Genomic DNA, 18,635 nt, shown 5'->3' with positions numbered 1-18,635 from the left:
TCACGACCGCGCGAGATTACCGAATGGTAATGCAGCGGTAAGCGGCCCTGCAAGCTTGCCACCCATCTTGGCGCCAAGGCTCCGGCGCCACCGATGCGCCCGGGACCGCATCCATGTCGCGAACCTACAGGAGATGTTCCATGCCCATGCCTACCCTGCGGACCTCGCTGAGGTCCGTCCTGCTCGCCACCACGCTTCTGGCCGCGGGCGTCGCGGGCACCACCCTGCCGCCGGCTCCCGCCCATGCCGAGGTTCCAATGCAGGGCTATGCGGACCTCGTCGCCCGGATCTCGCCCGCCGTCGTCTTCATCGAGGTTACCTCGCAGTCGAAGGAGGCCTCGGGGCCCGCCGGCGGCCCGATGGAGGAGTTCCTGCGCCGCTTCGGCGAGATGAACCCGCAGTTCCGCATTCCGGACGGGCCGCAGGAAGAGCGCGTGATGCACGGGCTGGGCTCGGGGTTCCTGATCTCGGAGGACGGGATCGTGGTGACCAACAACCACGTGGTCGAGAACGCCACCGAGATGAACGTGAAGCTTCAGGACGGCCGCGAATTCAGGGCCGAGATCGTCGGCACGGACCCGATGACCGACATCGCGGTGATCCGGCTGAAGGACGCGCGCGACCTGCCCTTCGTGGAGTTCGGCGACAGCGAGAAGCTGCGCGTCGGCGATGCGGTGGTGGCGGTCGGCAACCCCTTCGGGCTGGGTGGCACCGTCACCTCGGGGATCGTCTCGGCCATGGGCCGCAACATCAACTCCGGCCCCTATGACGACTACATCCAGACCGATGCCGCGATCAACCAGGGCAACTCGGGCGGGCCGCTGTTCGACACCTCGGGCAAGGTCGTCGGCATGAACACGGCGATCTTCTCGCCCTCGGGCGGCTCGGTCGGCATCGGCTTCTCGATCCCCGCCGATACCGTGCGCGAGGTGGTGGCGCAGCTGCAGGAGAAGGGGACTGTCTCCCGCGGCTGGCTGGGCGTGACGATCCAGCCGATGACGCCGGACATTGCCCGCGCGCTCGGGATCGAGGGGCGCGAGGGGGCGCTGGTGGCCGAGGTCCAGCAGGACAGCCCCGCGGCCGAGGCCGGCATCCGGAGTGGCGACGTCATCTCCGCCGTGAACGGGCGCGAGGTGGGCCGGCACGACTCGCTGCCGCGGCTGATCGCGGCCATCCCCAATGGCGAGCGGGCCGAATTGACGATCGAGCGCGACGGCCGCGAGCGCGAGGTGACCGTGACGATCGGCGAGCTTTCGCCCGATCGCATGCAGATGGCGGCAGCCACGCCCGAGGGTCTGGGCGCGCCGCTCGGCGTCGGGATCGAGCCGCTGGCACCGGCGCTGGCGCGGCAGCTCGGGCTGTCTCCGGATCTCGAGGGCGTGGTCATCACCTCCGTCGATCCGTCGGGTCCGAATGCCGACCGGCTGATGCCCGGCGACGTGATCGAGGAGGCCGCGGGGCGGCCCGTCGCCTCGCCGCGCGATCTTGCCGCCGCGGTCTCTGAGTCGCGCGGCAAGGGGGTGCTGCTGCTGAAGGTCCTGCGTCAGGGCAGCCCGGTCTATGTCGGGGCCGAACTCGCCTCGTCCTGAGACGGCGGGGCCGCGCCGAGGGGTGCGGCCCCGGCCGGAACATGAGGTCTTCCCGGCGGTTCAAGAGCCTTGCCAACCAAGGAGGAGGACCCCATGAAACGCCTGATGATGACGACCTGCGCGATCGTGCTGATCGGGGCGACGGCTGCAAGTGCCGATTGCGCCAGCGAGCTTGCCGCCCTGAGCGCCGAGGACGGAAGTTCGACGACGGGCGCGGTGCCCAGCCTGACCCCCGAGGGGGCGGCTTCGGCGGAAGCGTCGGGCGCTGCCGGGGGCGGGGAGGCCATCGCCAAGGACGGCTCGCTGGCGCCGCTTGAACAGCCGGCAAGCGGCAGTGCCGCGGGCACTGGCGGCGAGGCGGCAGCGGCCGGCAGCGGAACGGCGGCAAGCGGGGCGGGATCGGCGGCCGGCGGTGCCACGACGACTGGAACGGAGACGGCGGGTAACGCAGGCGACGCCAGTGCCGCAGGCGCGGCGGGTGGATCCGGCGAAGCCGTGGCCAAGGATGGGACGCTTGCGCCGCTGGAGCAACCGTCCGGCGAGGGCGGCGATGCCTCGGCCCGGGCGATGTCCGGCGCCGACGCCGCTGCACAGCAGGCCGGCGAGCCGACGGCCGCAGAGCAGGCAGAGGGTGCAGGCGGCAGCCCCGCAACGCGGGAAGAGGCGCTGCAGCAGGCCCGTGCCGCCCTTGCCGCCGGCGACGAGGCCGCCTGCATGGATGCCCTTGCGCAGGCGAGGGGGATGTAGCGCATCCGGACGCGAAGGCCGCCTTTCAGGCGGGCGGCCCTCGCAGGGGGCCGGCGGGCGGCGACGGGCCGCTCACCCGCCGGCTTCGCTCTCGATCCAGGCGGCATAGGCGGGATCGACCGCGTCGAAGCGGACCGTCCAGATCGCCGGCGTCTCGTAACCGTGGCTTCCGGCGATCAGCGCTTCCAGCGCCGCGCGGCGGCTCTCGATGGTCTTGAACAGGATCCGCACCTCGCGATCCTCGCAAAGCTCGCCTTTCCAGCGATAGAGGCTCTCGATCGGTTCGAGATGCACGCAGGCGCACAGGCGCCGGTCCAGCGCCGCGCGCGCCAACGCCCGGGCATCCTCGTCGCTGGCAACGGTGGTGTAGATGCCGATGGCCATGCCGCGCTCCCTCCGCCTGCCTGCCGCAGGCTGGAACGGCGCGCGGGTCCCGGTCAAGCGGCTTGCCGGGCGGCGGGGGGAGGCCGCCGCCCGGCAGGGGCGTCAGAGGACGCCCTTCGCGATCTCGCTGGCGATATGGTCGGCCTGGCGGATCGCAAGTGCCACGATGGTCAGGGTCGGGTTCTCGGCCGCGCCCGTGGTGAACTGGCTGCCGTCCGAGATGAACAGGTTCTCGATGTCGTGGCTCTGTCCCCAGCGGTTCACGACGCCCAGCCGGGGATCCTCGGACATGCGGTTGGTGCCGAGGTTGTGCGTCGAGGGATAGGGCGGGGTGGGCAGGGTTCGCGTGGCGCCCATCGCCTCGTAGATCGCGGTGCCCTGCCGGTAGGCATGCCTCCGCATGGCGATGTCGTTCGGGTGGTCGGAGAAATGGACATCCGGCGCCGGCTGCCCGAACTTGTCCCTGACGCCCGGGTTCAGCGTGATCCGGTTCGTCTCCTGCGGCATGTCCTCGCCCACGATCCACAGGCCCGCCATGTTCTCGTAGGCATCGAGCGCCGTGGTGAACTCGCGCCCCCATGCCCCGGGGTCGAGGAAGGCCGCCATGAACGGCAGGCCGAGCGACAGCGTCTCGAGCTCGTAGCCGCCCACGAAGCCGCGCGAGGGGTCGTGCCGGGCCTCGTCCTGCATGATGCCTGCCATCGTCGTGCCGCGCCACATCTTCACCGGCTTGTCGAAGATGCCGTAGACCGATCCGGTGACGTGGCGCATGTAGTTGCGCCCGACTTGACCCGAGGAGTTCGCAAGACCCTGCGGATAGGCGTCCGAGGCCGAATTGAGCAGGAGCCGCGGGCTTTCGATCGAGTTGCCCGCCACGCAGACGATGCGGGCCTTCTGTGTCCTGCTGTTGCCCTCGCGGTCGATGTAGGTGACCCCGGTCACGCGGCCGCCAGCGTCATGCTCGATCTTCAGGGCGTGGGAGTGGTCGCGCACCTCCAGCAGGCCGGTCGCCTCGCCGCGCGGGATGTCCGTATAGGCCGCCGACCATTTCGCGCCCCACTTGCAGCCCTGGAAGCAGAAGCCGGTCTGCATGCACTGGTGGCGCCCGTCGCCTTCGGCGCTGTTGATCGCCATCCGGCCGGTGTGCACCTCCGAATAGCCGATCTTGCGGGCGCCGGCCTCGAACACCTTGAAGTTGTTGTTGCCCGGCAATCCCGCGCGGTCGCCGGTGCGGGTCACGCCCAGCTTGGCCTCGGCCTTGTCATACCAGGGTTCCAACTCGGCCAGGTCGATGGGCCAGTCGAGCAGGTTCGCCCCCGCCACCGGACCGTAGGTCGAGAGCGCCTTGAACTCGTGCTCCTGGAAGCGCAGCGAGGCCCCCGCCCAGTGGATCGAGGTGCCGCCTACCGCCTTCACGATCCAGGCGGGCAGGCCGGAAAAATCCTTCGCCACCCGCCAGTCGCCCGAGGTGGTGCGCGGATCGACCCAGGCCAGCTGGCCGAAGCTCTCCCATTCGTCGTTGATGTAGTCTTCCGGCAGGTAGCGGCCGCCGGCTTCCAGCGAGACGACACTGACGCCGCGCTGCGCCAGCTCGTTGGCAAGCACGCCACCGCCCGAGCCGGTGCCGATGATGACGACCACCGTGTCGTCGTTCAGATCGTAGGGTGCAGGCATCGTCGTCTCCCTCAGATCCAGCTGATGTCGTTGAAGCCGCGCTCGATGTAGCCGCCGTGGCTGAAGCTTTCGCCCTCGTAGCCGAACAGGGGCCAGATGGCCTTCTGGTTGTAGAGGCCGGTCACGAGGCCGCCGCGGATCGTCTGGAAGAACTCTCCGTCCTGCATGCCGCGCAGCAGGTCGACGCGGTCACGCTCCCATCCGGTCTCGAGATAGCTGGGAAAGCCCCTGCCGCGCGCGGCGGCGTCAAGGCCGGCGATGCCTTCCTCGATCATGGGCGCGCTCTCGGGCACGTCATAGCCCTTCACGGCCACGGCGTAGAACTCGTCGGCCAGGCGGTCGTGGGGATAGATGTCCCGCGCCATCTGGATCAGCGTGGCCATGGTGCCGGGCTTCAGCTGGTTCACCTCCAGTGCCCAGGCCGCATCGCGCGCTGCCACGAAGCCCGTGCCGATCGCGAAGGTCGCGCCCGCCGCCATGCTGCGGGACAGCAGCTCACGCCGGGTGAGCGTGCTGCGGTTCGTCAATGTCATTCTGGTCTCCTCCCTTCGTCAGTGCCGCCGCCGCGGATGATCCGCGGTCGGGGCGGGGGCCCGCGCGATCGTGCCGCGCAGGAACGGCCGGTGAGGGTGAGTCGCAGTTGTCCGCGATCTTCCGACCCTTCCGGCAAGGGCGCTTGCGGCCCCGCCACGGCAGCCTCCTCCTGCTGCGGTCGCAAGGCTCTGGCGCGCACGCCCGGGCGTTCGGGAAGATGGCCGGAACCAGTCGCCGGGCGCCATGCCCCCGGACGGGATCCCTGCGGCCCGCCTCCCCTCGCGCCACCATCTCAGGTTCGCAGAGGGCGGCGGGGGCGGGGTAGTAATTCTCTACTACCGGCGCATCATTCCGCAGCGAAGGCGCTGCGCTGGCGATGAAGTTCGATCAGGCAGGTGCAGCGCAGCAGCGAGGTGAAGTTGTGCGCCTCGCCTGCGGCGATCAGCACTTCCGAATGCAGCTTCGAGACGAAGGCCGGCGTCGAAAGCCCTTCGGATCGTGCGATGCCGTCGAGGATCTCCCAGAACAGACGCTCGAGGCGGATGCTCGTGCTCTGTCCGTTGAGCCTCAGGCGGCGGGTGATGGGGCGATATCCTGCTGGATCCTGGCGGGCGAAGATCTGGCACATTGGTCTGGTCTCCGAACGGTCATGAAGGACAATCTGACGCGGCTTTGCGATTTCGCAAACTGCCAATTAGGATCAGGCGCCATTACCTGATCCCGCACCGGCAGGCGGAGCCGCGCGAGGGCAGGGGTTCCCGTCGCGCCGCGCGCCGCGATGCGGCGTGGAGAGCGGGACCGTCCGGCCCTCTCCCGCGCGGCATGAGGACCGTGGCGGTGGAAAATGCTTTCGCCTCTCCCCGGGAAAGGCTCCCGTCCGTCCGTATGGGTCAGACGCTCGAAGGGATGTGCGTGGATCCGGCGGACAGAGCCGTGTGCCACCTGCGTCCTGCGACCATACCACAGGCCAGTCGACTGAAGCGCCATCGATTTGCCATTTCCTGAGGTGATCATTTTTGCATCCGCTTCAGAGGTTCCGCATGTCCATCAAGCTAAAGCTCGCCTGCGCCTTCCTTGCTGTCCTTCTCCTGTCCGGGATCGCGGCCGTATCGGCGATCCGCGGCTTCGGCATCGTGAACCGGCATATGACGGAGATTGTCGAGGGCGAGGTGCGGCAGGTGATCAACGCCGAAAGGCTGCAGGCGGCGCAGCTGAAGCTGAAGGCGGCAATCCGCGATCACGTGATCAACGTCGATGCGCAGGCGATGCTGCGCATCGAGGACGAGATGGGGGATGCCCGCCGCGAGCAGAAGGAGGCGCTTGACCTGCTGTTCGCGGGCGCGCTCGATGCCGAGGATCGCCGCATCCTCGACGCCTATGTCGCGCTGCGCGAGAAGATCTCGGCCATCAACGATCAGGCGATCGAAAACTCGCGGAAGAACGATCTCGACGGCGTCCGCCGGTTGCTCCTCGCACCGGACTATCTGGCCATGCAGAAGGAGCGCGAGGGTCTCGTCGGCACCTTCGTCACCCGCCAGCTGGGCCATCTCGACATGCTGAAGTCGCAGGCCGTCGCGGACGCGCGCAAGGCGGTCACGATCCTCGTGGTCACGTTCCTGCTCGCGGGCGTCGTGGGCGCGGTGGCGGCGATCTGGATCACCGTGACCATCGGCCGGGGCCTTCGCCGCGCGCTCGAACTGTCGCAGCGGGTGGCGCAGGGCGACCTGTCGGGCACCGCCGACGCCCGCGGCCGGGACGAGATCGCGGCCCTTCTCGCCTCGAACAATGCGATGGTGCTGAAGCTGCGCGAGATCGTGGGCGGGGTGACCACCGTGGCGCGTCAGGTCGCCTCGGGCAGCGCCGAGATGGCCGCCACCTCCGAGCAGCTGTCGCAGGGCGCCAACGAGCAGGCCTCGGCGACCGAGGAAGCCTCGGCCTCGGTCGAGCAGATGGCGGCCAACATCAAGCAGGCCGCCGACAACGCGGCCCAGACCGAGCAGATGGCGACCCGGGCCGCGCATGACGCCCGCGCCTCGGGGCAGGCGGTGGGCGAGGCGGTCGACGCCATGCGCGCCATCGCCGACCGCATCATGGTCGTGCAGGAGATCGCGCGGCAGACCGACCTTCTGGCGCTGAACGCGGCGGTCGAGGCCGCGCGGGCGGGCGAGCATGGCCGCGGCTTCGCGGTCGTGGCCTCGGAGGTGCGCAAGCTTGCCGAGCGCAGCCAGACGGCCGCCGCCGAGATCTCGTCGCTCTCTGCCGGCACGATGCGCGCCGCGATGGGCGCGGGCGAGATGCTGGGCAACCTCGTGCCGACCATCGAGAAGACGTCGCAGCTGGTGACGGACATCTCGGTCGCCTCGCGGGAACTGGCGGCGGGTGCGCAGCAGGTGGCCACGGCCATCCAGCAGCTCGACAAGGTCACCCAGCAGAACAGCTCCGCCTCGCAGGAGCTTGCGGACGGCGCCACCGATCTTTCGACCCACGCCGGGCAGCTGGAAAGCACCGTCGCCTTCTTCCGCATCGACGACCGCCCGGCCGCGACCGTGGCCGCCACGCCGAATCTGCAGGTCGTGCGGGCCAGCCGGCCCGTGACGGTGGCGACGGAGGCACCGCGCAAGCCTGCCGGCGGAGGGTTCGAATTCAGCCTCGACGGCGCCGAGGACGATCTGGACCGCGCGTTCCAGCGCAACCTGAGCCAGTGGCAGAAATGACGGCGGGCGCCCGACCGCGGAACGGCGGTCGGGCGCTCATCTGCCGCCGGCAGGATCGTCGGTCCCGGCCTCCGGCGGCCAGCTGACCCCATGCCGCGCCATGTAGGGCGCGAAATAGTCCCGGAAGGCCGAGAAGCTTTCGGCGAGCTTTAGGAACTCCTCGCGGTCCATCACCAGCACCTTGGTATCCTCGACGGCGCGGACCGCGGTCTTGCGGCGCGTCGCGCCAAGGATCATCCGCTCGCCGAAATGATCGCCCGGGCCGATGATCCGGGTCTGGGTCTGGCCGGTCTCGGGGTCGGTCCGCGTCATCTCGACCGCGCCGGTCACCACGGTATAGAAGCCGTCCGAGCGGTTGCCGACCTCGTAGATCACGTCCCCCGCGCGATAGCGCAGGTAACGCAGCGCCGGCGGCGCCTGCGTGCGAAGCTGCACGACGCTGCGGGGGCTGATCCCGTCCATGAACCAGTTGATCAGCACGAAGATCCGCGTCGTCAGGCCGGGCAGGAAGGCGAGGTAGTAGAACCGCCACAGCAGCCATGCCGGAAAGCCCTTCAGCTCCAGCCCCATCACCTGCGCCACGCCCTTGCGTGCGCCAAGCGAGGCAAGCGCCCCCTTCGAGCGGTAGTCGAAGGGCTTGGGGGCGCGACCTTCCACCGTGGCGGCGATGTTCTCGGCCAGCAGCTGCGCTTCGCGCACCGCGAACTGCGCTGTGGGCGGGGCAAAATCGCGCGGCCCCTCCGGCGCATCCTTCAGCGCGATCAGCGCGCAGTCGCCAAGTGCCCAGACATTCGCGTGGCCCTTCACCGCGAGTGTCCGCTCGACCGCGATCCGCCCACGGTCGAAGGGCAGCCCCATGCGCCGCACCACCGGGGAAGGTGCATTGCCGATGGTGGCGACGATGGTGCGGGTGTCGATGATCTCGCCCGTGGTGGTGACGAGCTGCGTTCCCGTAGCACTGGCGACGCCCGTCCCGAGCTTCACCTCGATCCCCCGGTCGCGCAGGACCCGCGTGGCATAGTCGGCAAGGTTCTCCGACATCTCGCCCAGGATGCGCTGTGCGAACTCGATCACCATCACCCGCACCTCGGAGGGGTCGATGTCGGGATAGAACTTCAGCGAGCGGTCGATGAGGTCCTTCATCTCGCCCACCGTCTCGATCCCCGAGAAGCCGCCGCCCACCACGCAGAAGGTCAGGGCGCCGCGCTTGACCTCGGGCAGGCGGGTGATCTGGGCATGTTCCAGCTGCTCGATCACATGGGCGCGCAGGCGGCGGGCATCTTCCAGCGTGCGCATGGTCAGCGCATGCTCGACGAGGCCCGGCATGCGCGACAGGTCCACCGTCTGCCCCAGCGCGATCACCAGATGGTCATAGGGCACCTCGGTCGGGCGGCGCTGGATGCCCTGAAAGACGGTGACGGTCTTGCGCTCCAGATCGACGCTGTCCACCACCGCCTTGCGCACGAAGACGTCGCGCAGAAGGAAGCGAAGCGGCGAGACCGCATGGGCGGGCGTGATCGATCCGGCGCCAACCTCGGGCAGCAGCGGCTGGAAGACGAAGTAGTTCTCGGCATTGACCAGCTCGATCTCGGCCCTGCTTCCCAGCCGGCGCTTCAGCGCCCGCGCGGCATACATCCCGCCGAAACCCCCGCCCAGAACCACGATCCGTGCACTCACGACGATTCTCCCGCTTGATGCGGGCAGCATAGGCGATCGGCCGGAAGCCGCCAGTGCCCGGGATGCGGATGCCGGTGCCCGGTTTCGCCGCGAAACGGGGGCCTAGATCGCGCTGCGGGAGGCGTCACGGACCGGGGGCAGGGCGCGGGCCGCGCGGTCCGCCAGCCGATCGTAAAGCGCACGGGCCTCGGCCAGAAGGTCGGGCGGGGCGGTATCGTCAGGTTCGAGCTTCGACGGCGAGAACGGCTCTTCGGTCGTGGGTCCCGGATCAATGGCACAGAGCGCGGCCAGCCCTGCCCAGACCGCCGGATCGCGGCAGAGGCTCTCGTAGCAGACGAAGACCGCATCGGCGGGCGCCGTCCGCTCCAGCCAGCCATAGGTCTGGCGCCAGATCTCGAGCCAGTAGCCGATCCCGTCGGGGCGGTGCGGCGCGAGGCGGGTGGCGCCCTCGGCGTCGAAGCGGAAAGGGCGGTGGTCGCGGCCGAACTCGTGGTGGCCCAGCCACCTCATGTAGGCGCGCACGAACCTGTCGCTGTCCTGCCGGGCGAGGAAATTGCCATGCTGCCTCTGCAACGAGGCGGCATGCGTCAGCGGGTCCCGGAAGGGCACGAGGATCACCGCCTTCGGGAAGGCGCGCCGCAGCGCAGGCAGCCGCAGGATGGCGTTGTTGTTCTTCGACAGGTAACGCTGCCGCCTGCCCGAGGCGAGGATCGCGGCGACATAGCGGACATAGCGGTCAAGCGTCGCGTCATCGGGATCGTGCGGCGAGAGATGATCGGAGGCGATGTAGCTTCCGTCGAAGATGCGCCAGAACACCTCGTCCAGGCTTTCCGGGCTGTCGGCATCGACGCGGATGCGGTCGCCATGCGCGCGCTCCTTCGCCTCGCCGGGGGCGGAGGACCCGCCCGCCAGCCGGCCCCAGAGGTTCGGGGCCAGCACGAAGGGCATGTCGCGATAGGTCAGCGAGCGGAACTGGCCGCTCGCATGGATCCGGCGCATCAGGATCGTCGTCCCGGCACGGGCGAGGCCCGAGACGAAGACGTGTCGGCCCTGCGCCACCCCGTCGGGGGCGATGCGGGCCGACCTCTGGTCGAGGTCGAAGCTCAGTTCGGCGATCGGGCCGACCTGCAGCGCCGCGCGGTGCAGCAGCCGGTCGAGCAGGCGGTAGTCACCCATGGACGACCCTCCGCCGCAGCAGGACATAGGCCGTCGCGGCGATCAGGCTGAAGGCCAGGCCGACCGGTCCGATCAGGAAGTCGCCGAACCCCGCGGACAGCCGGTCGAGCGCCAGCACCAGCCCGGCCGCCAGCCCGAAGACGAGGGCGAGCAGCAGGCCGATCTTGGCCGACGACAGGAAGGTGCGGCGCGCATGGATCGCCATCGCCTTCTCCTTCCAGTGATCCGACACATGCCGCGCCCGGACGATCCCCAGCGCGCGGCTGGAGGATCGCTGCAACCGGCGCAGCGGGGGCAGGAAGGGCAGCCGAAGCGCCACCTCGACCAGAACGATGCAGAGCACCGCGGTAAGCAGCCAGTTCACCGGCAGCACCGCGCGTCAGAGCCGCCGCGCATCCTGAGACGTGACGGTCCGCTGGCTGGCCTTGCGCTTTCGCACCACGCGCTTGACCGGATACCAGAGCAGGGCAAGGAAGGCCATCACGACCGAAGCGAGGATGCCGAGCACGACCGCGACGGTTCCCGCCCCGACGCCGGGACCGATATAGGCATGGGCAGGCAGCACCGAGGCGGTAAGAAGGACGGCGGCGGTCATTGCGAGACGGTGCATGGCATCAATTCCTCTGTGAAGTAATCGGAGGGCAGCCACCTCATTTCGGAGATGACGTAGAACAGGCTCTCGTCGCCGGGCTTGTGGTTGAGAACCTCGAGGACGGGGTGGCCTTCGGCATCCGTTTCAAAGGCGCGGCCCTGCTGGGTGCTCGAGACGACGGTGCCGCCGTTCTCCAGCGTCTGGTGCTTCCCCCGGATGCGGGTGAAGAAGTTCATCTTCTGCCCGTCCAGCTTGACGGTCGCGTCATAGGTCACGGGGTCGATGCGCTTGATGGCGCTGGCATCGCGGCTCATGCGGTTGTCCAGCACGCTGATCGTGCCATCCGGCAGCCAGTCGGGATCGTGCTGGCGCTGCGTCGCGCCCACCCGCCACCACTTGATCTGCAGCGTGTCGGGGTCGAGCACGAAGACCAGGTTGAGCGATCGGGCGCTGATGAGCAGGTCGCCGGCCTCGAAGCCCGGGAAGGCCGCGGCCAGTGCGGCCGGCAGCGGCTCGGCATCGTTGAAGTGAAACGGATCGTAAAGCCACTCGCCCGTGACGTTCCGCTGGTTCTGATCCGGATCGTTCTCGTCGTAGATCCGAAGCCCGAGGATGTCGATCATCGGGTTGCGTGCGATGATGTCCTCGACCGCGATCTGGCGCAGCACGCGGCCGTCCTCGACCGAGACCTCGGCCAGCACGGTCCAGTCGCTGAAGGTCCAGACGGTGCCCGCCTCCTCGTGCTGCGCGACCGAATGGTGGAAGTTCCCCGGCGTCGTCCAGAGCCGTCCGCCGCAGGCGTCGAAGCGCTGCAGCGAGATGCTGCCGTCGAAGGTGAAGATCAGCGAGCCGTCGCGCAGGATCTCGACCCCGTGGACGAACTTGCGCGCGGTCTCGCGCGGCTCCTGTCCGCCCACGGCGATCTCGTCCAGCATCCAGCTGCGCTCGACCTTCAGGTCGGGCGAGAGCAGGAGCGCCGCGTTGCGGATCTCGCCGTTGATCTCGAAGGCGCCCGCGATCAGCCGCCGGCCGGGCACCATCCGGTCGTGGTCGGCGCGGACCAGTAGGCCGGGGATGTCGAGATCGGGGCCGGAGTCGATGGGCACGAAACCGGTGGTGTCGATGCCCGGATCGCGCGGCAGGCCGAGCGCCTCGTCCTCATATTCGCCCCGCGCCTGGCTGGCGAGTTGGAGCAGCACATCCTTGGTCGTCGTCGGAAACGAGGCGATGGCGACGGCGGCCCGCCCCGCCGCACCCGCGCTGTCGCTGCCGTAGACGGTGGCCTTCACCGCCCAGCCGAATGCCACCGTGAGAAGAAGCCACACGAGAACCAGAAACAGCACAAGCCAAAGCGGTACGGTTCGATCCATTGCTCAAATCCTGTCCCGAGGCGAAAGCGGCTCGGCCTCGCCCCAAGTGGCACGTGTGAGAAGAATTATTTCGTCCAAGCTAAACAAAACCTCCGGTTGCTGTCAAACAACCAGAGATAGCTTTAGGGGATGGCGGGGTGATTTTCCTGAAACGGGAAGGCATTGCCCTCGGCATCTTCTCGCTGTGAGAGTTCGCGTGGCAATACGCAGGCTGGGGCTGGGTGAATTCGCCCCGGCCCTGTCCGCTCGTGCCGGCGGCGGTGGTCCCGTGCCAGCCGTTTCGCGGGCACCGCTGGGCAACAGCGTCCGGCGGCCGGGAGTTCCCCGGCCGCCGCGATTTTTTCCCATCCGCGGCTCAGCCTTGCCCGGTCAGGCGTTCATGCGCCGATCATGAGGTGATGAACTTTCGGACGAACTCGGTTCTGGGGCGGGCGCGGATCTCGGCGGGCTTTCCGAACTGCAGCGCGGTCGGCGCAATGCCCGCGGCGGCTGTAATCGGTGCAAGCAACGGAGAAGGTCTACGTCGGGCCCTTGGTCAGGAGAAGCGGATCACACAACGGCAGAAGAAGCGGGGTGGACCCCATGTTAATGATGGCGATACAGCCTGTTGCCGACCGTTCTTCAGGTTCCATGGGAACCGGAAGCGGGGAGGAGCATCCCGCTCATGCCAGTTCCGCCCGGTGTCGCAGGGCTGGGACTGGCCATCGACGGCGCGCCGACTGAGCCGGCAAGCAGACGGCGCTTAGCGTGAGCGGCAGCCTGCGCTCACTCGGGGCTGGCGCTGGAAGCGGCGGAAGTGGGGGCCGAGAGCAACTGCTCCGCCGCAGCCGGTGTGCCGACCAGATCCGCAAGCGTCAGCGAGTCGATCAGCACGAGGTAGGACCAGAACACCTCGGCGAAAAGCTTGCGGATCCGGCACGAAGCCTCGTCCTTGCAATCGTCGCAGGGCTGGTAGGACCGGCGCGAGAGGCAGGGCAACGGGGCGATCGGTCCGTCGATCATGCGCAGCAGATCGCTCAGCGGAATTCTGGCAGGATCCTTGATCAGCATGTAGCCGCCCGCCCGGCCCCGCATGCTGGCGATGAAGCCCGCATTGCGGATGTCGAGCAGGATGTGCTCGAGAAAGCGCTTGGGCGTGCCGGATCTTGCAGCGATATCCTCGATCCGCAGGGGGCGGCGCTCGCCGGCTCGCTCCTCGGCCAGCACCATCAGCGCCTTCAGCGCGTATTTCATCTTTTGCGTGATCATCGGACCAGCCTAGAGACGCATCCCCCTCAAGGCAAGCGGCACGACCTGAACGCCGTGCAGGCATTGGCTTTTCGCGCGAACCACCACGCGGCTCCGGCGCCGGGTCTTGATCGCCCGGGGCCGCTGCGGTTGACTGGCGAGGGCGGGATGCGGAGGGCGGCATGCATCGGCAGAACCGGGTCGATCCCTTCGGCGGGCTGCAGGCGGTGGCCGCTCGCGGCAGCCTCATGGGGAACCGCGGCATCCTGCACGACCCGACCGGAGGCATCCGGCGCACCCACGCCCACCGGAGCTGGGTGACCTGCCGCCTCGACTTCCGCGGCCGCAAGCAACAGGTCATGGCGCCCGGGGCCTACACACAGCTGTTCTTTCTCGACGAGGCCACGGCATTTGCCGCTGGCCACCGTCCCTGCGGCGAGTGCCGGCGCGACCGCTACCGGGACTTCTGCGCGGCCTGGTGTGCCGTTCATGGCGACGCCGAACCGGGCCGGTCGCTGCCGCAGACCATCGACCGCCAACTCCATCAGGCACGGATCGGCCGGAACGGGGTCAAGATCACCTTCGCGGCCCGGCCGGGGGAGCTTCCCGAGGGCACGATCTTCGCAGCCGCAGGCAGGCCGGTGCTCGTCTGGAACGACAGCCTGTTCGACTGGTCCTTCGACGGCTACACGCGCCGCAGGTCGCCCGTGCCGCCGGAGGTCGATGTTCTCACGCCCGCCCCGATCGTCGCGCTGCTCCGCCGCGGCTGGTTGCCCGGGGCCGCGCCGGAGTGACCGGGAGGAAGCGCGCAGCCAACCGGAGCGGGCGGCGCCCGCCCGCTCCGGTCGCGGCCGTCAGCCGAGGCTGCCGGCCTTCGCGTCGTCCCAGCCTTCGTCCATCAGCAGCGCGTCCAGATCGAGCCGCTGGCGCCACCCCTTCAGCGCAAGCTCGGGCGCGGTGTAGAAGCGGTCCACATGGCCGATGCAGAGATAGGCCACGATGCGCACCCGCTCGGGGATGTTCAGCAGGCTGCGCAACTCCTCCTCGCGGTAGATGCTGACCCAGCCGACGCCGAGGCCTTCGGCGCGGGCGGCCAGCCACAGGTTCTGCACCGCGCAGACCGTGGAATAGAGATCCATCTCGGCGTTGTGCGTCCGGCCCAGCACCACCGGGCCGCAGCGGTCGCGGTCGCAGGTGACGACGATGTTCAGCGGCGCCTTGCGGATCCCCTCCAGCTTCAGCGACCGGTAGGTGTCGCGCTTTTCGGTGGGGAAAAGTTCCGCGGCCTCGGCATTGGCGCGCAGGAAGGCCGCGTGCACGGCCGCGCGACGCTCGGCATCGCGGATCAGGATGAAGTTCCAGGGCTGCATGAAGCCGACCGAGGGCGCGAGATGCGCGGCCTCGAGCACCCGGCGCAACATCGCAGGATCGATCGGATCGGGCAGGAACTCGTCGCGCACGTCGCGGCGCTCGGCGATGATGTCGTAGAGCGCCTGCCGCTCGGCATCGCCGAAGCGGCGGGCGGGAAGGGGTTGAACCCCGGCGGTGGGGTCGGAAGAAGAGGGCGGCATGATGTCCGGGCCTTTCGCATGACGATCCCGCCGCCGTCCACGCGGCAGGAACTTCTTCGCCGGGCCGGTCTTCTGGCTTCGGTTCACCTGCCCACAAGCGCCTTCCCGGTTGCCCGGTGGCATGGTGCCTGCGGCATCCCCGTCACAGCGGCGGGCCCGCGCCGGAATTACACCGGCTTCCCGATTCTCCGCCTCTCGGCGGCACCCGGCGGAAGAAAGGCAGATCAGATCGGACCGGCGAAGGCAATCCGCTGACGTTGCGCGGCTGACCGCGGCTTGGCCGGTCGCGCGGACCGGGCGCCGAATTGATGGGCAAAGCCTGCCGCCTTCCTGCATCGCCTGCGGCGAAATGCCCGAAGATCTTGGCGCCACCCCCTGCAACAGCGATCTCTGAGGGGCTATAGTCCGGGCGGGCGATCCCGCCATGCGCCCGGCTGCCAGAGTGACGAGGGTTCGTGATGCAGAGTGAGGCCGTGACAGACCTGCACCCCCGGCCCGGGATGCCCGGAGGTGGGAGGCCGCAGCCCCCGCATCCGATGGTGCCCCCGCCGCCCGCGCATTGGCTGACCGAGGATGAGGTGCCACCGGCCCAGACCGTGGCCCTCCGGCTGGCCGCCTATCTGGCCGAGGGCCTGGCCCGCTACCGCGCGCAGGTCTGTCTGGCCGCCGATGCGCCCGCGACGCTGCCGATGGACCGGATGACGATCACCATCGCGCCCACGGCCGAGCGCGAACTGCATCTCGTGCTGTTCCTGCCCGGGCAGGATTCGCTGCGACTGGACCTGATCGACCTCGGCATCTACCGCCTGCTCGGATCGGGTCTGCCGATGCCCGAGGGCGGCCTGCGCCTGATCCCGATTCCCGCCTTCTCGCGGGTGCAGGCGGCGGGGCCGTTCCTGCGCAAGGACGTGGTCTACCGGATCGCGCCGCTCGACGGTCCCTGGCCCGAAGGCGAGGCGATGGGCGGCTGAGGCGCCGCCCGCGAGCCTAGTCCCGGGCCGCCCGCGCCGCGGCCTGAAGCGCCAGAAAGGCCGCATGCCGGCGGTCGTGCAGGGCCGCAAGCTCGCCGCCGACCGGCTCGTAGACCTGAGCCGTCCGCGACATGCGCTGCATGGCGACCCTCATGTCGGGTGCCAGCCCGGCGGCCACCGCACCAAGGATCGCCGAGCCGAGCAGCACCGGTTCGGCCTCGGCGCTCGCGACCACTGGCTTTCCGGTCACGTCGGCGATCAGCTGGCGCACAACGTCAAGCTGTCCCGCCCCGCCGCTGATCGCGATGCGCTCGATGCCGGCGCCTGCCTTCTCCTGCGTCTCGAGGATCTGGCGCAGGCCATGTGCGATGCCGCAGATCCCCGCCACGTAGAGCGCGACGAGGCTTTCCAGGTCCCGCTCCATCCCGAGGCCCGCGATCACGGCGCGGGCGTGGGGATCCGCGAAGGGCGCGCGGTTGCCGAGGAACTCGGGCACGACGTGCAGCCCTGCTGCGCGGGTGACGACATGCGAGAGCGACTCGAGCCCCTCCGCCGCCTGCGTCGCGAGGAAGACCGGCAACGGCTGGCCGGCCGCCCTTGCCGCCCGCGCAGCCTCTGCCGCGGCGGGATGGAACGACAGCAGTTGCTCGATAGCGGCGCCCGCGGCGGACTGGCCGCCCTCGTTCAGCCACATGCCGGGGACCATGGCCGACTGGTAGGGGCCCCAGACGCCGGGAACGAACACCGGCTCGCGCGTCGTGGTCATCGTGCAGGAGGAGGTGCCGAAGACATAGGCGAGGTCGCGCTCGGGCGTGCCCTCGGCGCCCACCGTTCCGATGCCGCCGGCATGGGCGTCGATCAGCCCCGCGCCGACCGGCGTGCCGGTGACAAGACCCAGGTCCGCCGCGGCCTGCGGCGTGAGCCCGGTGCCGAGCGGCGTTCCCGGCTCCACCACACGCGCTCCGATGCGCGAGAACTCCTCGTCGGCCAGCACGCCCAGACCCACCTGCCGGAAATAGTCCGGATCCCAGCGGCGTTCATGCGCAAGATACGTCCACTTGCAGGTAACGGTGCAGGTCGAGCGCGCCAGATCCCCCGTCGCCCGCCAGCCAAGGTAATCGGCCAGGTCGAAGAATTGCCATGCCGCATCGAAGATTGCAGGCCGATGTTCACGCAACCACAGAAGTTTCGGCGTCTCCATCTCGGGCGAGATGCGCCCGCCGACATAGCGCAGCACCGGATGGCCCATCGCATTGATCCGCTCGGCCTGATCGACGGCGCGGTGATCCATCCAGACGATGATGTTGCGCTCGGCGTCCTCGCTGGGACCGACGGGCAGGGGCGCCCCGCCTTCACCCACGACCACCAGCGAGCAGGTGGCGTCGAAGCCGACGCCTGCCACCGCCTCGGGCGCAAGGCCGGCCTCGGCCAGCGCGGCGCGGGTGGCGGTGCAGACGGCGCGCCAGATCTCGTTGCCGGACTGCTCGACGATGTGGCCGGCCTCGCGCCAAAGGCCGATGTCGCATTTCGCCGAGGCGACCATCCGGCCCGTGAGGTCGAAGAGGCCCGCGCGCGCACTGCCCGTGCCGACGTCGATGCCGAGGAGAACCCGGTCCGCTGCGGCGGCCGGTCGGGAAGTCTCAGGGGTCATGGAATACCTCCGCGAAAGGGCGGCGCGTCAAAGATCGACGCTGTTGGGCAGGATGACGAGGTCGCGGACCACCACGCCGCGCGGGCGCGACAGCATGAAGAGCACCGCCTCGGCCACCTCCTTCGGCTGCATGAGCGAGCCGTTGGCCAGCGCCTCCTCCATCTTGGCCTTCGGCCAGTCGTCGAGGAGCGCGGTCACCACCGGGCCGGGCAGGACCGAGCCGACGCGCACCCCGTGCGGCGCGACCTGCCGGCGGGTCGAGTGGACGAAGGCCTGAACCGCGAACTTCGAGGCTGTGTAGATCGGCTCCCACACCACCGGGACGACACCGGCGACCGAGCTGGTGAACAGGATGTCGCCGGTCTTGCGCTCGATCATGTAGGGCAGGACGGCGTGGACCGAGCGGAAGGCCGCGTTGATGTTCAGGTTCAGCATCCGGTCCCAGGCATCCGGGTCGCCCTCGGCCACCGGCCCGCCGATATAGGCGCCGGCATTGGCGTGGAAGATGTCGAGCGAGCCCGCCAGCTCAAGGATCCGCGGCAGCATCCCCGAGACCTGCGGCCCGTCGAGCAGATCGACCACCAGCGGAAGGGCGCGCGGGCCGATCTCGGCGCAGAGCGCGCGCAGCCGCTCCTCGGCGCGGTCGATCAGCACCACCGTCGCGCCTTCCGCCACCAGTGTCCGCGCGCACTCCAGCCCGATGCCGGAGGCCGCGCCGGTGATGGCGGCGACCTTTCCGTCCATGATGTTTCCCATGT

General features: G+C 69.3%; 18 protein-coding genes and 1 riboswitch. Of the genes, 5 read left to right on the top strand and 13 right to left on the bottom strand.

What is annotated here, in order from left to right:
• The first annotated feature begins 140 nt into the window (after positions 1 to 140).
• Complete coding sequence (locus tag CK951_RS16645; RefSeq protein ID WP_096787390.1) at positions 141 to 1,589, top strand: DegQ family serine endoprotease; 1,449 nt, start codon at positions 141 to 143, stop codon at positions 1,587 to 1,589.
• Positions 1,590 to 1,682: 93 nt separating this feature from the next.
• The gene (locus CK951_RS16640; RefSeq protein ID WP_096787389.1) at positions 1,683 to 2,336 is read left to right on the top strand and encodes a hypothetical protein; all 654 of its coding nucleotides are present in this window, start codon (positions 1,683 to 1,685) and stop codon (positions 2,334 to 2,336) included.
• A 72-nt stretch (positions 2,337 to 2,408) separates the two neighbouring features.
• On the opposite strand, the gene cutA is transcribed toward CK951_RS16640, so the two are convergent.
• The 4 genes from cutA to CK951_RS16620 all read right to left on the bottom strand — a co-directional run bounded on the left by cutA (position 2,409) and on the right by CK951_RS16620 (position 5,556).
• Positions 2,409 to 2,720, bottom strand: coding sequence for a divalent-cation tolerance protein CutA (gene cutA / locus CK951_RS16635; protein ID WP_096787388.1), 312 nt, complete (start codon positions 2,718 to 2,720; stop codon positions 2,409 to 2,411).
• Positions 2,721 to 2,822: 102 nt separating this feature from the next.
• Positions 2,823 to 4,394, bottom strand: coding sequence for a GMC family oxidoreductase (locus CK951_RS16630; protein WP_096787387.1), 1,572 nt, complete (start codon positions 4,392 to 4,394; stop codon positions 2,823 to 2,825).
• A gap of 11 nt (positions 4,395 to 4,405) precedes the next feature.
• Entirely contained in the window at positions 4,406 to 4,927 is a 522-nt protein-coding gene (locus CK951_RS16625) for a Twin-arginine translocation pathway signal (protein WP_096787386.1), read from the bottom strand.
• A 347-nt stretch (positions 4,928 to 5,274) separates the two neighbouring features.
• Positions 5,275 to 5,556, bottom strand: coding sequence for a ribbon-helix-helix domain-containing protein (locus CK951_RS16620; RefSeq protein WP_096787385.1), 282 nt, complete (start codon positions 5,554 to 5,556; stop codon positions 5,275 to 5,277).
• A 412-nt stretch (positions 5,557 to 5,968) separates the two neighbouring features.
• Between CK951_RS16620 and CK951_RS16615 the strand changes: the two genes are divergently transcribed.
• The gene (locus CK951_RS16615; protein WP_096787384.1) at positions 5,969 to 7,642 is read left to right on the top strand and encodes a methyl-accepting chemotaxis protein; all 1,674 of its coding nucleotides are present in this window, start codon (positions 5,969 to 5,971) and stop codon (positions 7,640 to 7,642) included.
• Between the two features lie 36 nt (positions 7,643 to 7,678).
• Here the strand turns inward: CK951_RS16615 and CK951_RS16610 are convergent, their stop codons facing one another.
• The 6 genes from CK951_RS16610 to CK951_RS16585 all read right to left on the bottom strand — a co-directional run bounded on the left by CK951_RS16610 (position 7,679) and on the right by CK951_RS16585 (position 13,705).
• Positions 7,679 to 9,349: an FAD-dependent oxidoreductase gene (locus CK951_RS16610; protein WP_096787383.1), complete on the bottom strand. Its 1,671-nt coding sequence runs from the start codon at positions 9,347 to 9,349 to the stop codon at positions 7,679 to 7,681.
• 72 nt (positions 9,350 to 9,421) lie between these two features.
• Positions 9,422 to 10,495: a sulfotransferase gene (locus CK951_RS16605; protein ID WP_157764607.1), complete on the bottom strand. Its 1,074-nt coding sequence runs from the start codon at positions 10,493 to 10,495 to the stop codon at positions 9,422 to 9,424.
• Positions 10,488 to 10,859, bottom strand: a complete 372-nt coding sequence (locus CK951_RS16600; RefSeq protein ID WP_157764605.1) for a hypothetical protein — start codon at positions 10,857 to 10,859, stop codon at positions 10,488 to 10,490. The genes CK951_RS16605 and CK951_RS16600 overlap by 8 nt, the downstream gene beginning before the upstream one ends.
• Positions 10,860 to 10,874: 15 nt before the next feature.
• The gene (locus CK951_RS16595; RefSeq protein WP_232520770.1) at positions 10,875 to 11,105 is read right to left on the bottom strand and encodes a hypothetical protein; all 231 of its coding nucleotides are present in this window, start codon (positions 11,103 to 11,105) and stop codon (positions 10,875 to 10,877) included.
• Complete coding sequence (locus CK951_RS16590) at positions 11,087 to 12,457, bottom strand: arylsulfotransferase family protein (protein ID WP_096787379.1); 1,371 nt, start codon at positions 12,455 to 12,457, stop codon at positions 11,087 to 11,089. Before CK951_RS16590 ends, CK951_RS16595 begins: the two co-directional genes overlap by 19 nt.
• Positions 12,458 to 13,222: 765 nt before the next feature.
• Entirely contained in the window at positions 13,223 to 13,705 is a 483-nt protein-coding gene (locus tag CK951_RS16585; RefSeq protein ID WP_096787378.1) for an Rrf2 family transcriptional regulator, read from the bottom strand.
• A gap of 161 nt (positions 13,706 to 13,866) precedes the next feature.
• Here CK951_RS16585 and CK951_RS16580 point away from each other — a divergent pair, with 161 nt between their 5' ends.
• Positions 13,867 to 14,478, top strand: a complete 612-nt coding sequence (locus tag CK951_RS16580) for a hypothetical protein (RefSeq protein WP_096787377.1) — start codon at positions 13,867 to 13,869, stop codon at positions 14,476 to 14,478.
• Between the two features lie 60 nt (positions 14,479 to 14,538).
• Here CK951_RS16580 and bluB read toward each other — a convergent pair whose 3' ends face one another.
• Entirely contained in the window at positions 14,539 to 15,255 is a 717-nt protein-coding gene (gene bluB, locus CK951_RS16575) for a 5,6-dimethylbenzimidazole synthase (protein ID WP_096787376.1), read from the bottom strand.
• Positions 15,256 to 15,299: 44 nt separating this feature from the next.
• Positions 15,300 to 15,479: riboswitch (cobalamin riboswitch) on the bottom strand.
• 234 nt (positions 15,480 to 15,713) lie between these two features.
• Between bluB and CK951_RS16570 the strand changes: the two genes are divergently transcribed.
• Positions 15,714 to 16,226: a hypothetical protein gene (locus CK951_RS16570; protein ID WP_232520769.1), complete on the top strand. Its 513-nt coding sequence runs from the start codon at positions 15,714 to 15,716 to the stop codon at positions 16,224 to 16,226.
• 16 nt (positions 16,227 to 16,242) lie between these two features.
• On the opposite strand, the gene CK951_RS16565 is transcribed toward CK951_RS16570, so the two are convergent.
• Positions 16,243 to 17,877, bottom strand: coding sequence for an FGGY-family carbohydrate kinase (locus CK951_RS16565; RefSeq protein ID WP_096787374.1), 1,635 nt, complete (start codon positions 17,875 to 17,877; stop codon positions 16,243 to 16,245).
• A gap of 27 nt (positions 17,878 to 17,904) precedes the next feature.
• Positions 17,905 to 18,633 carry an SDR family oxidoreductase gene (locus CK951_RS16560; protein WP_096787373.1) on the bottom strand — a complete coding sequence of 243 codons (729 nt, stop codon included), beginning with the start codon at positions 18,631 to 18,633 and terminating at the stop codon, positions 17,905 to 17,907.
• Between the last annotated feature and the right edge of the window lie 2 nt (positions 18,634 to 18,635).

The organism is Rhodobacter sp. CZR27, assembly GCF_002407205.1.
Taxonomy (GTDB): domain Bacteria; phylum Pseudomonadota; class Alphaproteobacteria; order Rhodobacterales; family Rhodobacteraceae; genus Cereibacter_A.
This window is presented reverse-complemented; position numbering and strand designations above follow the sequence as displayed.

What these genes read in the sequence shown, in the direction of transcription:
- CK951_RS16645 (WP_096787390.1), top strand. Translation starts at nt 141, where the DNA reads ATGCCCATGCCTACCCTGCGGACCTCGCTGAGGTCCGTCCTGCTCGCC.
- CK951_RS16640 (WP_096787389.1), top strand. Translation starts at nt 1,683, where the DNA reads ATGAAACGCCTGATGATGACGACCTGCGCGATCGTGCTGATCGGGGCG.
- cutA (WP_096787388.1), bottom strand. Translation starts at nt 2,720, where the DNA reads ATGGCCATCGGCATCTACACCACCGTTGCCAGCGACGAGGATGCCCGG.
- CK951_RS16630 (WP_096787387.1), bottom strand. Translation starts at nt 4,394, where the DNA reads ATGCCTGCACCCTACGATCTGAACGACGACACGGTGGTCGTCATCATC.
- CK951_RS16625 (WP_096787386.1), bottom strand. Translation starts at nt 4,927, where the DNA reads ATGACATTGACGAACCGCAGCACGCTCACCCGGCGTGAGCTGCTGTCC.
- CK951_RS16620 (WP_096787385.1), bottom strand. Translation starts at nt 5,556, where the DNA reads ATGTGCCAGATCTTCGCCCGCCAGGATCCAGCAGGATATCGCCCCATC.
- CK951_RS16615 (WP_096787384.1), top strand. Translation starts at nt 5,969, where the DNA reads ATGTCCATCAAGCTAAAGCTCGCCTGCGCCTTCCTTGCTGTCCTTCTC.
- CK951_RS16610 (WP_096787383.1), bottom strand. Translation starts at nt 9,349, where the DNA reads ATGCTGCCCGCATCAAGCGGGAGAATCGTCGTGAGTGCACGGATCGTG.
- CK951_RS16605 (WP_157764607.1), bottom strand. Translation starts at nt 10,495, where the DNA reads ATGGGTGACTACCGCCTGCTCGACCGGCTGCTGCACCGCGCGGCGCTG.
- CK951_RS16595 (WP_232520770.1), bottom strand. Translation starts at nt 11,105, where the DNA reads ATGCACCGTCTCGCAATGACCGCCGCCGTCCTTCTTACCGCCTCGGTG.
- CK951_RS16590 (WP_096787379.1), bottom strand. Translation starts at nt 12,457, where the DNA reads ATGGATCGAACCGTACCGCTTTGGCTTGTGCTGTTTCTGGTTCTCGTG.
- CK951_RS16585 (WP_096787378.1), bottom strand. Translation starts at nt 13,705, where the DNA reads ATGATCACGCAAAAGATGAAATACGCGCTGAAGGCGCTGATGGTGCTG.
- CK951_RS16580 (WP_096787377.1), top strand. Translation starts at nt 13,867, where the DNA reads ATGCATCGGCAGAACCGGGTCGATCCCTTCGGCGGGCTGCAGGCGGTG.
- bluB (WP_096787376.1), bottom strand. Translation starts at nt 15,255, where the DNA reads ATGCCGCCCTCTTCTTCCGACCCCACCGCCGGGGTTCAACCCCTTCCC.
- CK951_RS16570 (WP_232520769.1), top strand. Translation starts at nt 15,714, where the DNA reads ATGCAGAGTGAGGCCGTGACAGACCTGCACCCCCGGCCCGGGATGCCC.
- CK951_RS16565 (WP_096787374.1), bottom strand. Translation starts at nt 17,877, where the DNA reads ATGACCCCTGAGACTTCCCGACCGGCCGCCGCAGCGGACCGGGTTCTC.
- CK951_RS16560 (WP_096787373.1), bottom strand. Translation starts at nt 18,633, where the DNA reads ATGGGAAACATCATGGACGGAAAGGTCGCCGCCATCACCGGCGCGGCC.